At 71.1% G+C, this 13,774-nt stretch carries 16 protein-coding genes; 5 read left to right on the plus strand and 11 right to left on the minus strand.

Features of this window, described 5'->3' with window-relative positions; genetic code table 11:
• Positions 1-23 precede the first annotated feature (23 nt).
• Complete coding sequence (locus AB0J80_RS23380; RefSeq protein ID WP_364708393.1) at positions 24-710, minus strand: hypothetical protein; 687 nt, start codon at positions 708-710, stop codon at positions 24-26.
• A gap of 66 nt (positions 711-776) precedes the next feature.
• Here AB0J80_RS23380 and AB0J80_RS23385 point away from each other — a divergent pair, with 66 nt between their 5' ends.
• Genes AB0J80_RS23385 through AB0J80_RS23395 form a run of 3 tightly spaced genes read left to right on the plus strand, consistent with a single transcriptional unit; the run spans position 777 to position 2,406 of the window.
• On the plus strand, positions 777-1,205 hold the full coding sequence (locus AB0J80_RS23385; RefSeq protein WP_364708395.1) for an OsmC family protein: 429 nt from the start codon (positions 777-779) through the stop codon (positions 1,203-1,205).
• A 49-nt stretch (positions 1,206-1,254) separates the two neighbouring features.
• On the plus strand, positions 1,255-1,617 hold the full coding sequence (locus AB0J80_RS23390) for a metallopeptidase family protein (RefSeq protein WP_364708398.1): 363 nt from the start codon (positions 1,255-1,257) through the stop codon (positions 1,615-1,617).
• A 54-nt stretch (positions 1,618-1,671) separates the two neighbouring features.
• Entirely contained in the window at positions 1,672-2,406 is a 735-nt protein-coding gene (locus AB0J80_RS23395; RefSeq protein ID WP_364708401.1) for an AIM24 family protein, read from the plus strand.
• Between the two features lie 156 nt (positions 2,407-2,562).
• On the opposite strand, the gene pheA is transcribed toward AB0J80_RS23395, so the two are convergent.
• The 5 genes from pheA to AB0J80_RS23420 form a co-directional block, all read right to left on the minus strand.
• Positions 2,563-3,519, minus strand: a complete 957-nt coding sequence (pheA, locus tag AB0J80_RS23400) for a prephenate dehydratase (RefSeq protein ID WP_364708404.1) — start codon at positions 3,517-3,519, stop codon at positions 2,563-2,565.
• Positions 3,520-3,543: 24 nt separating this feature from the next.
• The gene (locus AB0J80_RS23405) at positions 3,544-4,155 is read right to left on the minus strand and encodes a hypothetical protein (protein ID WP_364708407.1); all 612 of its coding nucleotides are present in this window, start codon (positions 4,153-4,155) and stop codon (positions 3,544-3,546) included.
• Positions 4,156-4,266: 111 nt separating this feature from the next.
• Positions 4,267-4,656, minus strand: coding sequence for an ACT domain-containing protein (locus tag AB0J80_RS23410; protein ID WP_364708410.1), 390 nt, complete (start codon positions 4,654-4,656; stop codon positions 4,267-4,269).
• A gap of 65 nt (positions 4,657-4,721) precedes the next feature.
• Positions 4,722-5,192 (minus strand): hypothetical protein, encoded by a 471-nt coding sequence (locus tag AB0J80_RS23415; protein ID WP_364708413.1) that lies wholly within the window; start codon positions 5,190-5,192, stop codon positions 4,722-4,724.
• Between the two features lie 122 nt (positions 5,193-5,314).
• Positions 5,315-6,052: a hypothetical protein gene (locus AB0J80_RS23420; RefSeq protein ID WP_364708789.1), complete on the minus strand. Its 738-nt coding sequence runs from the start codon at positions 6,050-6,052 to the stop codon at positions 5,315-5,317.
• Between the two features lie 326 nt (positions 6,053-6,378).
• On the opposite strand from AB0J80_RS23420, the gene AB0J80_RS23425 reads away from it, so the two are divergent.
• The gene (locus tag AB0J80_RS23425) at positions 6,379-7,575 is read left to right on the plus strand and encodes an arginine deiminase (protein WP_364708416.1); all 1,197 of its coding nucleotides are present in this window, start codon (positions 6,379-6,381) and stop codon (positions 7,573-7,575) included.
• A gap of 532 nt (positions 7,576-8,107) precedes the next feature.
• On the opposite strand, the gene AB0J80_RS23430 is transcribed toward AB0J80_RS23425, so the two are convergent.
• Positions 8,108-8,995, minus strand: a complete 888-nt coding sequence (locus tag AB0J80_RS23430; RefSeq protein ID WP_364708419.1) for a DUF5926 family protein — start codon at positions 8,993-8,995, stop codon at positions 8,108-8,110.
• Between the two features lie 151 nt (positions 8,996-9,146).
• Here AB0J80_RS23430 and AB0J80_RS23435 point away from each other — a divergent pair, with 151 nt between their 5' ends.
• Positions 9,147-9,785 carry a hypothetical protein gene (locus AB0J80_RS23435; RefSeq protein WP_364708421.1) on the plus strand — a complete coding sequence of 213 codons (639 nt, stop codon included), beginning with the start codon at positions 9,147-9,149 and terminating at the stop codon, positions 9,783-9,785.
• Between the two features lie 35 nt (positions 9,786-9,820).
• Here AB0J80_RS23435 and AB0J80_RS23440 read toward each other — a convergent pair whose 3' ends face one another.
• The 4 genes from AB0J80_RS23440 to AB0J80_RS23455 form a co-directional block, all read right to left on the minus strand.
• Positions 9,821-11,215 (minus strand): ATP-binding protein, encoded by a 1,395-nt coding sequence (locus AB0J80_RS23440; RefSeq protein WP_364708424.1) that lies wholly within the window; start codon positions 11,213-11,215, stop codon positions 9,821-9,823.
• Between the two features lie 85 nt (positions 11,216-11,300).
• Entirely contained in the window at positions 11,301-12,101 is an 801-nt protein-coding gene (locus AB0J80_RS23445) for a glycerophosphodiester phosphodiesterase family protein (RefSeq protein ID WP_364708427.1), read from the minus strand.
• Entirely contained in the window at positions 12,098-12,433 is a 336-nt protein-coding gene (locus AB0J80_RS23450; protein ID WP_364708429.1) for a rhodanese-like domain-containing protein, read from the minus strand. Before AB0J80_RS23450 ends, AB0J80_RS23445 begins: the two co-directional genes overlap by 4 nt.
• A gap of 15 nt (positions 12,434-12,448) precedes the next feature.
• Positions 12,449-13,642 (minus strand): LCP family protein, encoded by a 1,194-nt coding sequence (locus AB0J80_RS23455; protein ID WP_364708432.1) that lies wholly within the window; start codon positions 13,640-13,642, stop codon positions 12,449-12,451.
• Positions 13,643-13,774 lie beyond the last annotated feature (132 nt).

Here is a 13,774-nt window from a genome sequence, read left to right on the forward strand (position 1 = left end):
GTCCGGTCTTCACCTCGATATGCCTAGGTGGGCTTGTCCCGGTTCTCCTCGGACGCGCTCCACGGCTGCGCCGGCGTGACGCTCAGCTCGAAGGGCGCGTCGGGCGGCTCTTCCTCCTCCTCGGCCGCCGGCCGCCGCCAGGACCACGCCGCCGGCGCCTCGGGGTCCCGGCGGCCGGCCAGATACAGGGCGAGCAGGACCAGGACGATGCCGACGGCGGCGCACCAGGGACCCCGGCCCATCGTGATCTCGATCTGGTCGTCGTCGAGGCCGCTGACGTCCAGCTGCCCCGCGATCCAGGAAGTCTCGTCCAGCGAGGACCACATCGCCGCGACGATGGCCAGCATGACACCGCCGGTGCTCAAGGCGGTCAGGCGGGCGTAGCCGCGCCCCGGCGCGGGGCCGAAGAGGGTGAGCACGACGCCGGCCGCCAGCAGGAAGAACCCGACCAGGTACGCCGCGCCCCACCCGTCGAGCTCCGCGACGCTGGCTCCGAACGTACGGGAACCGGTCTGGATGTCCCGGAACACCGTGGCGTCGATCTTGGTGACCTGCCATTCCGACACCAGCGACGCGAAGAGGGCCAGCGCGCCCAGGGCGGCGGCGAGCGGCACGATCCGCCGGTCGGTCGCCAGGCCGGTCAGGAAGCCCGCCCGGCGCGACGGCGGCGGCTCGGGCCCGAACTCGACCACGGCTGGGGACTCGGACATCCACCCATCATCGCCCGGCCGCCGTCCACCGGCCAGCTTCGCCGGGAATGGACTAGCGTCACGGGTATGCCTATTCGCACTGCTTCCGCCCGCTGGTCGGGCAACCTCACCGAGGGCTCCGGCACCGTCAAGACCGGAAAGGGCGGGTACGAGGGGAACTACTCCTTCAAGTCCCGCTTCGAAGAGGGCGAGGGGACCAACCCCGAGGAGCTCATCGGCGCCGCGCACGCCGGCTGCTTCTCGATGGCGTTCTCGAAGGCGCTCGCCGACGAGGGCTTCACCCCGGACTCGGTCGACACCACCGCCAAGGTCCACCTGGACAAGACCGACGCCGGCTTCAGCGTCACCCGCATCGACCTGGAGACCGTCGGCAACGTTCCGGGCGTGGACGCCGACACCTTCCAGAAGATCGCCGAGGCCGCCAAGGAGAACTGCCCGATCTCGCGCCTGCTCTCGCCGGGCGCGCAGATCACCCTGAACGCCACGCTCTCCTGACCCACGCGCCGCCCGCGTGCTCCACCCGCTCCCAGGCGGGTGGAGCACAATGGGCGGCGTGCCGGTCGAGATGAGCCGTGAACGCTTCGAGGAACTGGTCGGCGAGGCCCTCGACGAGGTGCCCCCCGAGCTGCTGAAGATGATGAGCAACGTGGTGATCCTGGTCGAGGATCTGCCCCCGGACGGCACGCTGGACCTGCTCGGGCTCTACGAGGGCACCGACCTGACCCGCCGCGGCTGGGACTACGCCGGAGTGCTGCCCGACCGGATCACCATCTACCGGCTCCCCACCCTCGCGGTCTGTGACACCGAGACCGACGTCATCGACGAGGTCGCCATCACGGTGGTGCACGAGATCGCCCACCACTTCGGCATCGATGACCAGCGACTTCACGAGCTGGGTTGGGGTTGAGACCTTGCCGCGAGGCCTTACTCTCTGCTGAGTCATCGCCTACAGGAGGACCTCATGCGCAGCGATCTGTTCTCGGCCGACAACCTCGAGAAGGAGTCGACCCAGCCGGGCCTGCGGCTCCAGAATTCCAAGCTGCTCAAGGCGGAGCTGAACGGCGAGTTCATGGCCCGCGTCGGCTCGATGGTCGCGTACCAGGGCCAGGTCCAGTTCGAGGCGCTCGGCTCCGGCGGCCTCGGCAAGTTCCTCAAGCAGAAGCTGACCGGTGAGGGCGTACCCCTCATGAAGGTCAGCGGCCGCGGCGACGTCTTCCTCGCGGAGAACGCCGCCGACATCCACCTCATCGACCTCGAGCCGGGCGACGGCCTCTCCATCAACGGCGCGAACGTCCTCGCCTTCGACTCGACCCTCAACTACGACATCAAGATGGTCCAGGGCGCCGGCGCGCTCTCCAACGCGGGCCTCTTCAACTGCGTCTTCACCGGCTACGGCCGCATCGCCGTGACCACCAAGGGGAGCCCGGTGGTGCTGACCGTCGACCAGCCCACCTACGTGGACCCGCAGGCGGCGATCTGCTGGTCGGCCAACCTGCAGACCGGCTACCACCGCGCCGAGCAGCTCGGCATCGGCACGCTGCTGGGCCGCACCACCGGCGAGCGCTTCACGATGAGCTTCGCCGGTCAGGGCTTCGTCGTGGTCCAGCCGTCGGAGGAGCCGCCGGGCGGTCTCGCCGGCGTCGCGCACGGCCAGCAGCAGCAGGGCGGCATCTTGGGGAACCTGCTGGGCAACTAGGTCAAGATCAAGATCAGAAGATCGATGTCGTAGCTCGGTGGGTGGTGCAGACCGCAACTCCCGTCGAGGCCGGGCCGGGGCCCAGCATTCGCTGGCCCTGGCCCTTCATTCTGCGTGAGTCGCCGGCCCGCCTCGCTTCGCATCGGCGCGGAGAACTCAGTAGGGCTCGCCGGTGCGGAGGCGGGTCAGCCAGGCGGCGCTGTCGGCGAAGTCGTCGTTGGTCAGGCCCGGTTGCGACGGCGGCGGCTCTTCCTGGGCCTTCTTGGACCAGCGGTGCCGCGGATACGAGCCGAGGAACCGCACCTCCGCGCAGATCCGGCGCAGGCCCTGCAGGGCCTCCCCCAGCCGCGGCTCGGCGACGTGCCCGGTGCAGTCGAGGAAGAACACGTACACCCCGAGCTGCTCGCCGGTCGGCCGGGACTCGATGCGGGACAGGTTGATCCCCCGGACCGCGAGCTCGGTGAGGACCGACAGCAGCGCACCCACCCGGTCGTGCGCGATCATGACCGCCAGCGACGTCACGTCGTCGCCGGTCGGCGGCGCGGGCGGGCCCGGGCGGGACAGCAACGCGAACCGCGTCACGGCGTCGGCGTGATCGGCGATCTTCTCGGCCAGCACGGTCAGGTTGTTCCGGGGCACCCCGATCGGCGCGCAGATCGCAGCGTCGTACTCCCCCGCCGCGGCGGCGAGGGCGGCGGTCGCGTTCGACAGCACGTCGACCACGACGGCGTCGGGGACATTGGTCCGCAACCAGTTCCGGCACTGCGCGGACGCCTGCGGGTGGGCCGCCACCGTACGCACCGCCGCGAGGGGTGTCAGCGAGGCCGAGGCCAGCACGAACTCGACCGGAAGCACCACCTCCCGGGTGATGACCAGCGGGCTGCCGGTGCCGAGCTCGTCCAGGGTGACCGGCACGGCCCCGCCCACCGAGTTCTCCAGCGGTACGAGCGCGGCGTCGGCCTCCCCGGCGCGGACCGCCTCCAGCGCCTCGGGGACGCTGCGGGCCGGCGTACGGATGCCTCGCTCGGCGGCGGGAATCGTCCGCAACGCCTGCTCGGTGAAGGTTCCCTCGGGTCCCAGATAGACGAAGCGGGTGGGTGGCGTACCGGGCATGCACCCACCCTAAGGCCCGGCCGGTCAGTCGCCGCAGGCGCGGACCCGGATCCCGGCCGGTGCGTCACTCCGCACCTTCTGGCTGCACACGTCGGTGCCGGCCTCGATGAGCTTCAGGGTGGCCGGCGCGCCGGTGGTCACCACGAACAGCGGCTCGTACTTGTCCTCGCTGTCCCGCGCCACGATCTCGATCGTGGCGAATTGCCACGTGCCCGAGCAAAATGGCCCGTCGATGACCTTCAGTTCCCGGTCCGGGATCCCGGCGGTCCCCTTGACCTTCGCGATGATCTGCGCCGCGGTCGGTCCGCCCGTGCACTTCGGCGCCGGAGACGGCCCGACCGTCGTAGGCGTGGTGGTCGCGGGCCGGGTCGTGGCGGTGGGCGGCGTGTACGGAAGGGTCGGCAGCGTCGCGGTGGGCAGCACCCCGGGCGGAACCACGCCGGTCGGCATCGTGGTCGGCACGGTCGGCACCACGGGCGGATAGCCGGCCCCCGACGTGGACGGGACGGCACTGCCGGTCACCCCGGGCGGCGCCGTCAACGGCGGCTCCGGGGGCGCCCCGCATCCCGCGGGGACCAGCAACCCACCGGTGGCCAGCAGCAGCCCGCAGACCCGGCGGCGAGAATCGCGCAGCACGGCCTCATGGTATGGCGTCCACAGTCGGACAATCGTCTCGATTCAGCCGCATCCACTCCGCGGCCGAGCACGGCCGGCGCATGGTCCGCGCAGTGATCGACGAGCTGGGCCTCAGGCAGTGACGCGGTGGCCGGCGGCCGTCAGCGTGTCCATCGCCTCGGTCAGGCGCACCTGCGGCACCAGCAGATAGTCCGTGTCGTACGTCGAGAAGGCGAAGATGTTCACTCGTGCGTCCGCGAGCGGCCCGGCCAGCGACGCCAGCACGCCCGTCAGGGCCAGGTCGAGCGGTCCCACGACGCGCAGGCAGCGCCAGCCGGCCTCGACCGTAGCGCCCTCGGGTGCGCGGTCGGCGGGGCAGATGACGGAGAGCTCGTCGGACGACCACGTCACGGAGATGACGCCCTTGTCGTCCGGACCGTTGCTCAGTGAAGCAGGCAGGGTTGATCCGGCTGGCAGCCGGCACACCGCGTACTCCTCCGGGAGCAGGTCTAGATCGAGCATGAGGGAACACTACGGTCCAGACCCGGTTCACCCCAATGGGTTACCGGTGCGGTGATCGCCACACGTCAGTAGCGGATGGCCGAGAAGAACGTCAGTGACGCGACGACCCGGGCGTTCTCGAGGATCGGGGTGGCGATCGCGTCGACCGTCACGTGCCGCTCCTCCTTGGGCGGCTGGATGCGCATCAGTCCGCGCGCCAGCCGCTCCGAGGTCAGGGCCAGCAGGGGCGGGATCTTCTCGATCTCCTGCTCCGTCAGGTCGCCGCCGCCCGCGGTGAAGTCGATGAGGCGCAGGGCCCCCTCGCCGCCGAGCAGGGGGCGGCCGACCACGTCGGCTCCCTTGCCGAGGCCGAGCAGGTCGCTGGCCGACGGGGACACGGCGACGATGGTGGAACTCACGTCGATCACCAGACACGGCTCGACGGCCTGCCAGACCGTCGCGGCCCACCGGTCGATGTTCGAGACGAACTCCGATTCGACCGGCGTACGCGCCTGGGGCACGAACGCTCCCGAGAGTGAGAGCTCGACGTGCGCCACCCGCACCTCCCTGTTGTCCGTGCCGTCCGGCTGGCTCGAATCCGGCCGGACCCTCCTTCGAGTGTCCGGCCGGTGTCGCTCGCGTCAAGCCTCGACGGCGAGCGGAGCACCCGAAAGGAACGTTACCGGCGGGTCGCCCGCTTGTCAGCGGCCGTTTGGTCGCCGCCGTACCACCGGTAGTCGCCGGTCGGCCGGTAAGGGGCGTTGGCCCAGGTCGCAGGGTGCTGCGCGACAGCTGAGAGTTTGCTGGCGGTGGCCGGCGAGATGCGCGCACCACCGGCGATGAGGAGCCGGTCGAGCTCCTTGTGGGTGGCGACCAGACAGTCCTTCGGCAGGCCGTGGACGCTGATGACGCCGGAGCCCACGAAGGCCAGCACGGGCGTCACCGGCACGGTCAGGCCGACGGCGGAGCTCATGGCACGGCCGGCGCGCTTGGCGTCGCGGCGGGCCTCGGCGACGTACGCGGGCCGCTTGCCGTTGATCTGCACCACGTCACCGGCGATCAGGACGCGGGCCCGGCCGTGGTCGGCGACCGTCACGGCGTAGACGCCGCCGGGGCCGATGGCGAGGAACCCGGCCCGGTCGTCGCTCGGGTCGTGCTCGTAGCCCAGCGAGTCCGTCCGCGGCCAGTCCACGATGTGCCAGGCGGGTCCGAGGCGGTCGAGGCGGGTCAGTGCGCGAGCACCGGCGGCCTCGAGACGACGGGCGTCACGTTCGGCGCGGCGGCGGCGGGCCCATTCGACGGGGCTGGGGCGTACCGGCTCGAGCGCCGTGGGCGGGGCGGTGCGGCGAGGGTCGATGGCGGGGGCTTGGGGGCGGTGAGGCACGGGCAGGGCGGGGCGTGCGGGGAAGACAGTCACTGCGACCTCCGGCAAAAGGTCCATCGGGCTCTCTTTCCACTACGGTAAGTGTCTGACCCGGTACAGAAGCAAGCCATCACACCGGAAAGAAAGCGGAATGAGTGGGGATGAATGCCGCATTCACGCACAAGCTCTTTTTCCGTATGGTGCATCACGCGACCTAGAGCTCCCCTGGGATCCGATCCGTCCTCGGTCAAGTTAGCGTGCCCTTAGCTGAAGCGCATCCATGTCCCGGATATCGGCGCAACGTCACAGCCCAGATGCGGACAGTGGGGACAAAATCGGCTCGCGAGGCCATCCAGCCGGTTAGGTCATAGGCTCAAGCCGTGCCTCCTTACGTGGACAGTGAAGTCGCCCGGCTCGCCACCGTCATGCTGCACCGCCCCGGCGCCGAGCTAGCGAGGCTGACTCCGAGGAACAACGACTCCCTGCTCTTCGACGGCATCCCCTGGGTCGGGCGGGCCCAGGAGGAGCACGACCGGTTCGCCCAGGCGCTGCGCGACCGCGGCGTCGAGGTGCTCTACCTCGGGGAGCTCCTCGAGCAGACCCTCGAGGTGCCCGAGGCGCGCGCCGAGCTCACCGAGGGCGTCCTGGCGGGACCCCGCCTCGGCGACAGCCTCCGCGAACGCGTCGCCGCCCACCTCGCCGACCTCGGGCCGCGCGAGCTCGCCCACGTCCTGATGGCCGGCCTGGCCCACGAAGAGGTCAAGCCCGGTCCCGGGAAGGCGGGCGGCCTGGTCTACGAGCTGATGGACCGGCACGACTTCGTCATCGACCCGCTGCCCAACCTGCTGTTCACCCGCGACTCGTCGGTCTGGGTACGCGACCGGGTGGCGGTCACCAGCCTCGCCATGCCCGCCCGGGCCCGGGAGACCACGCTGACCCGCGCGATCTACACCCACCACCCGCGCTTCGCGGGCACGGAACTGCTCTACACCCCCGGCCTCGAACACGTGGAAGGCGGCGACGTCCTGCTGCTCGCCCCCAACGTCCTGGCGATCGGGGTCGGCGAACGCACCACCCCGGCCGGCGCCGAACGGCTGGCGCGCCGGGTCTTCGCGGCCGGCCTGGCCCACACGATCCTCGCGGTGCCGATCGCTCAGGAACGCGCCACGATGCACCTCGACACGGTGTGCACGATGGTCGACACGGATGCCGTCGTCATGTACCCGAACGTCGCCGACACGCTGCAGGCGTATCCGGTCACCGCAGGCCCCGACGGCGAACCCGCGGTGGGCCCGGCAGCTCCGTTCCTGGTCGCCGCGGCGGAGGCGATGGGCATCGACCGCCTGCGCATCATCGACACGGGCCTCGACCCGGTGACCGCCGAACGCGAACAGTGGGACGACGGCAACAACACCCTGGCACTGGCACCGCGGCTCTGCGTGGCCTACGAACGCAACGTGGAGACCAACGCCCAGCTGGAGCGCGCCGGCATCGAGGTCATCGCCATCAGCGGCTCGGAGCTCGGCTCCGGCCGAGGCGGCCCCCGCTGCATGTCCTGCCCGGTGGAGCGGTCTTAGATCTTTTTTATAACTACGGGCACAGCACCGCCCCGTGACGCACGCCAGGGCGGTGCCGTCCCGGCCTTGCCGCGCCGCCATCCGGGCTGGATCGGTGGTCCGTCGCGGCGCTCCGAAGCCGGCTGAGCCGAGCCGTTGACCGCAAGCCGACCCAACCGACCCGACCGACCCACCCGGCCGGGCTCAACCGATCGGGCTCAACCGCCCGGGTCCAATCGCCCGGGTCCAATCGCCCGGGTCCAATCGCCCGGGTCCAATCGCCCGGGTCCAATCGCCCGGGTCCAATCGCCCGGGTCCAACCGCCCGGGCCCAACCGACGGGCCCGACTGACCCGGCCCGACCGACCCGACCGACCCGACCGACCCGGCCGACCCGGCCGACCCGGCCCGACCGAGGCGACTCAACCGGGCCGCTGAACCGGGCCGACCCACGCGGGCGGCTTTGCTGAGTTGGCCGGGGCGACGTTGGTGGGTGGCGGGACTTGGCCGGATCAGCTCGGCCGACGCTTCTCCAGCCGGGTCGGGGGGCTGGGTCAGCGGAGGGTGAGTTGGCGGCCTACCAGGCCCTGCTTGGCGCGGCGGGCGGCGCTGTCGAGGGGTCCCGTCTCGGCGAGGGTGTCCGTGTAGCGCTTGGCGAAGTCGGCCAGCGGCGCCTCCCAGTCGGCGCCTTCCGGCTCGCCGGGGACGTCCCACACGGGAACCAGCAGCCCGTGGGCGCGGAACATGCCGGCGAACTTGGTGTCCTCGCCGAGCAGCAGGTCGCCGGCCGCCGACAGCCGGGCGAGGGCGTCCAGCGCCGCGTCCTCGGCCTCGGGCAGGACCCAGCGGACGTGGGCCTTGTCCGGCACCCGGCACCAGTACGCCGCGTGCGCCGCCGACAACCGCACCGTCGGGTAGATCGACGCGTTCGCCCGCTCGAGCGACGCCTTCACGTTGGCGTCCTCGGCCTGCTCGGCGTCGAGCCAGTACTCGAAGCCGTCGTGCATCTCGATCTCGAGCGGCCCGTCGACGAGGATGTCCTGCAGCCGGGGGCCCTCGCCGGGCAGGGCGGGCACCGCCACGGTCGCGCCCGGCTGGGTCCGCAGCGCGCAGAGAACGGCCTCGGCGATGTCGCGGGACACGTCTCCGGACTGGATGTGGCGCTGGAGGCCGACGAAGACGCGGCCGTCCTGGCGGGTCATCGCGGGCCAGGCCATCGGGAGGACCGTGGAGAGGGTGACCGGGCGGTCGCCGTACTCCTCGACGATCTCCGGCTTGAGGGTCAGCGGCGCGGAGGCGGCCGGGACCAGTTCGCGCAGGGCGATCCACTCGGTCTCGTCGGCCAGGCCCTCGAACGGCCGGGCGACGAAGATGTCACGCACCTTCTGGCGCTTGGGCGCCGCGTCGGCGGCGGCTCGGGGGTTCTTTCGACGCTTGCTCACGGCGACCCAGCCTAGGCGCTGCCCCCCGGATCCGCGGTACGCGGCCCGCGTGTCCACATTGAGGGACTCGTCTGCCTGCCAGTAACCCTGAGACACCACAGGCCATGACACGGTGGTGCCGGCGTACGGGTGATCTCGTACGCTGCCGCGCGTGGGTGACTTCCTCGAGGCGACGCTGGCCCGTGTGCCGGACGGATTCGACCTGCCGGAGCCGCTGCGCCTGCTCTTCGCCTGGGTCGACGAGCAGGGTTTCGTGGTGAAAGGGCACGACGGGGATCTGTACGGCTCGTTGAGCGACAACGGCTGGGTGGGCACCTCGATCGAGTTACGTGGCTACACCGCCGAGCAGACCCTGTCGTACGCACGGTCCTGGTTCGACGAGTCGGTCCCGGATGCGGCCGCACGGTTGTGGCCGTTCGCGCAGACCGGCGGCGAGGGCTCGATGGCCGCGCTGTGGCGCGACGGTCAGGGGCGCGTCAGGATCGTTCATCTCGGTTCGGGCAGCGGTTCGCTGATGACGTGTGTGCTCGCCGACGATGCGGTCGACTTTCTCCGGCTGCTGGCGATCGGGTACCGGGAGATCTGCTGGAACGAGGAGTTCGGCGCGCCGCCCGAGCCGTGGGATGCCGACCACGAGATCGTCAACGCGCCCTATCGGGACTGGCTGCATCGCACCTTCGGTGTCACCGCCCCGGCGACCGGGCTGGACATCGTGTCGGAGCCCGCCGAGATGGGCGACGAGGACACCACGGACCCGTTCTGCCGCTGGGTCGACAACAAGGACGTTTGAGACGGTCACCGGCTCAGGACCGGCGCGTCCGGCCGTCAGGCGCGGGGAAGCCGGACCTCCGCCACCGTGCCGCCGCCTTCGCGCGGGCGTAGCGACACCCAGCCCTGCTGCCGTTCGACGATCCGCCGGACCAGGTAGAGGCCGAGCCCGGCGCCCGGGTGACGCCCGTTGTCGCCCTGCCAGTAGCGCTCGAAGGCGCGCTCGACGTGCTCCGGCTGCACGCCGATCCCCCGGTCCGCCACCCGGAACGTCACCGTGGTCTCGTCGGCCGCGGCCGTCACGGTCACCTCGGTCTCGGCGGGTGAGTACTTGTCGGCGTTGGTGGCCAGCTCCGTGAGGATCGTGGCGAGCGAGTCGCGGTCGCCGAACGCCTTCGGGAGGTCGCCCGGCAGGTCGTCGAGCACCAGTCGGCGGCGCAGGTCGGCGGGGAGTTCCCCGGCCGCCGCGCGCAACGCGTCCACCAGGTCGAACGGTCCGGGCGGGGGGCCGGTCACCTCGCCGTCGTCGCTGGTCGCCGTGAGCAGCCGGTCCACCAGGCGGGCCAGTTCGCCGGCCCGGGCGCCGATCACGCGTACGGCTTCCCGGCGTCCGTCCTCGCCGAGGGAGTCCCAGTGGTTCGTCAGCGTGTCGGCGTACCCCTTGATGGCGGTGACCGGGGTACGCAGCTCGTGGCTGGTGACCGCGACGAAGAGGTCGCGGTCCTCGTGGCGGCGGTCCTGGTCGGTGGAGTCGCGGAACGTCACGACGCGCATGGCGGGCGTGCGGGGCAGGTCGCCGGCCGTGACCTTCAGCCGCCGGCCGGTGGGGAGGCGGTGCACCAGGACCTGGCCGGGCGGTGGGACGGGGAAGGGCAGCCTCTGGTGCAGCGCCTCGGCGGCCGTACGCCCGGTGAGCCGTTCGGCGGCCGGGTTCCACAGTTGGACGACGCCGTCGCGGTCCACCACGGCCAGACCGTCCGCGAGGGCCGCCACGACCGGACCGTCGCCGTGCACGGGTAGGCCCGCCTGGGTGCCGTACATGTGGCCGGCGGTCGCGGCGAGCAGCTTGAGCACCGCCTCGTGGTCGGGAGTGGGACCGGCGTCCGAGCCGTAGGAGACATGCAGCGATCCGACGGTAACTCCGCCGACGGCGCAGCGTGCTCCGAGCGCGCGCTGCCCCTCGATGTGGCCGGAGAACACGTCGTCGCTCCAGGCGATGGTTCCGTGCGGGACGCGGCGGCCGAGGACCACGGCGCAGGTGCCGGTCGCGGCGATGATCCTGCTGTGACCGGGGCTGTACTCCGCGAAGCCCGCGCCCTGGACGCCGAGCACGTCCTGGGTGAGCCGGACGAGGTCGTTCAGCACGGCGAGCCCGGTCTCGCCCGCGTTGACCCGGTCGAGGAGCGCGAGTTGCCCCCGGGTCAGCGCGGCGTAGTCGGGTCCGTCCGGCATGTCTGCGAGTCTGCCTCGCTTCCGCCCGTTTGGGCAGGGCGCCAGGTGTGGATCTTGCCGATATTCGGGTGGAGAGTGTTCGGTGTCACACGCCCGGTGCGTTCTGGAGCCGGTCGATCACGAATCCGGGGCGGTCGGTGATGATCCCGTCCGCCCCCTGCGCGAGCACGAGGTCGAGGTCGTGCTCCTCGTTGACGGTCCACACGTACGTCTGCAGTCCGGCCGTGCGCAGGCTGGGCACGAGGCCGGGCCGGGAGCGGACCAGGCCGATGCCCGGACCGGCGATCCGCGCGCCGAACGGCAGCCGTCCGCGTCCCACCCCGGGCGGCAGGATCTCCAGCAGGTACACGGTCGGGATGCCGGGCGCCTGGGCACGGATGCGGCGCAATGCGAGCGCTGCGAAGGACATGACGGTCACCTGTACGGGCACGTCCGGCCCGGGCTCGGCCAGCCCGTGCCGGCGCAGCGTACGCACCAGCCGGCGCTCGACCTCGGCGCCGTAGCGTGACGGGTGCTTGGTCTCGATGAGTAACCGGACCTGCCGCCCGCTGCCGCGCAGCGCCTCCAGCAGCCGGTCGAGCGTCAGCAGCCGGGTGTGGTCGCCCACGGACTCGTCCAGCTCGGCCGCCGAGGCGTGCCAGGAACCGAAGTCGAGCGCGTCGAGCTCGGCGAGGGTCTTGGCGCTGACCCGCCCGCGGCCGTTGCTGGTCCGGTCGAGCCGCCGGTCGTGGACGCACACGAGGTGCCCGTCGCGGGTAAGCCGGACGTCGCACTCCACGCCGTCGGCACCCTCGTCGAGCGCCCGCAGGTACGCGGCGAGGGTGTGTTCGGGCAGCGCGTCCGCGCCGCCGCGGTGAGCGAAGACCAGGGGACGCGCGGGTCTCACAGGACGCGGGCCGGCTGCCCGTTCTCGCTGACGATCTCGCGCCCCTCACCGGCCCAGGCCTGCATGCCGCCGTCGAGGTTGCGCACGTTGTCCCAGCCGTTGCCCATGAGGTACGAGACGACCTGCCCGGAGCGCCCGCCGCCGCGGCACACGACGACGACCTCGGTGTCGTTCGGGATCTCGGCGATGCGCGCCGGGACCTCCATCATCGGCATGTGGTGGGCATCCGGCGCGTGACCGGCCTGCCATTCGTCGGGCTCGCGCACGTCGAGCAGGTAGGCCGAGGGCTCGACCTGGGCGGGCGTCACGCTGGGTACCTGTGGTCCGAACACGCCCCCAGAGTAGAACTACTTCTCGGTGGACACGACGTCCGGGTTGGCCAGGATGAACTCGGCGAGCTTGTCCTGCTTGACCGCCTTGTACATCTCCATGCTCTTGGGCGTGATGGTCTCCCGGCCGTTGCCGTTGCCGGCGAACGTGCCGTTGTTGGTCCGCAGCAGCACCATGTCGTTGGCCGCGACGCCCTTGAGCCCGAAGATGAAGTCGGCCACCGGAACGCCGCCGGTGTCCAGCACGAACGCCTTGCCCGCCGCCTTGATCAAGTTGTTGACCTTGAGCGGGTTGCTCAGCACGCCGCTGCTCGCCGCCTTCTTGGCCATCGCCTTGATGAGCTGCCGCTGGTGCTTCTGGCGGTCGTAGTCGCCGTTCTTGAGGCCGTACCGCTGCCGGGCGAAGTCGAGGGCCTCCCAGCCCTCCATGTCGCGGCAGCCCTTCTCGTACCAGATCTCCTTGTGGGTGCCGGCGGTCTTGCGCGCCTCGGCCAGGTACATCGGCTTGCCGTTGACGAGCTGCATGTGGTGCGACTTGACCCGCTGGTCGACGCACATGTGGACGCCGTTGAGCGCGTCGATCACGCTCTTGAAGCCGTTGAAGTCGATGATCGCGGCGCCGTCGAAGGTCATCCCCGTGTTGGCCTTGATGGTCTGCGCCATCAGCTGCGCGCCGCCGGCCCAGCCGCCGCCGTTCTGGGCGCCGTGGAAGAAGACCTCGGTCGCCTTGGCGACGCCGCCGGCGTACTTCGCCTTGGGGAACGCCGGGACCTGCATCTCGGTGTCGCGCGGGATGGAGACCAGGTACGCCTGGTCGTGGCTCGCCGGGATGTGCAGTGCCATGATCGTGTCGGACCGCAGGTCGTCCACGGCCCAGCGCTTGCGCGCGTCGACGCCCATGAGCAGGATGTCGACCGGCCCCTTGATGTCGCCGCCGCCCTCGGCCGAGTTCTTCTTCGTGCCGCCGAGCAGGTCGCCCTCGGTCACCGAGTTGGTCGCGTTGCTCACCAGCCACTTGGTGCCGACGACGCCGGCGCCGCTGGCGATCATCAGCAGCGCACCGAGGATGATCGTGAGCTTCGTCCAGAGCGGGCTCTTGCGCTTCCGGGGCTTCGGCGGCGTCGCGACGATCGGCGGACGGTTGTTCCGCTGGGGGCCACGACTGCCGTTCCGATCCGGCGACGACGGGCGCCGGGTGGTCTGGACGGTCACGTGCTCTCCAAGCGGTAGGGGTCAACGGCGGAAGTCACTGTACGTTCAACTTCGATCTCGTGCGAGGCCTCATCTGTTTCAGAGGGATACACGCACCGTTAACCACCACGGCGCGGGTGGCGATTACCGCCG

It is taken from the genome of Actinoplanes sp. NPDC049548, from assembly GCF_040676695.1.
In the GTDB taxonomy this organism is placed as follows: domain Bacteria; phylum Actinomycetota; class Actinomycetes; order Mycobacteriales; family Micromonosporaceae; genus Actinoplanes.